A 349-nucleotide genomic window follows, 5' to 3' on the forward strand; every position below is an offset into this window, starting at 1 on the left:
GAGTGAGCGGGGTTTCTTGTATTGGGTGCCTGGCAGTGTCCTACTCTCGCATGGCGAATGCCACACTACCATCGGCGCTACAGCGTTTCACTTCTGAGTTCGGCATGGGGTCAGGTGGTTCCACTGCGCTATTGCCGCCAGGCAAATTCTTAATCCAGAAAGCTGACGTGAATAACGACTTCGCTAGTTTGCGTTGTCATTATCACTGAATTTGTAAGTAGTTCGCTCATTCGCTACAAGGCCAGAAACACTTCTTGGGTGTTGTATGGTTAAGCCTCACGGGTAATTAGTATGGGTTAGCTCAACGTATCGCTACGCTTACACACCCCACCTATCAACGTTGTGGTCT

Annotated in this window: 2 rRNA genes; both read right to left on the minus strand. The window is 49.6% G+C overall.

Going from position 1 to position 349, the window contains the following annotated elements:
• Positions 1–27 precede the first annotated feature (27 nt).
• Positions 28–142: ribosomal RNA gene (rrf, locus tag J9892_RS21575) — 5S ribosomal RNA — on the minus strand.
• A 123-nt stretch (positions 143–265) separates the two neighbouring features.
• Positions 266–349 (minus strand): 23S ribosomal RNA (locus J9892_RS21580); the annotation flags it as partial.

Origin of the sequence: Aeromonas sp. Prich7-2 (assembly GCF_017939255.1) — a bacterium.
Classification (GTDB): domain Bacteria; phylum Pseudomonadota; class Gammaproteobacteria; order Enterobacterales; family Aeromonadaceae; genus Aeromonas; species Aeromonas caviae.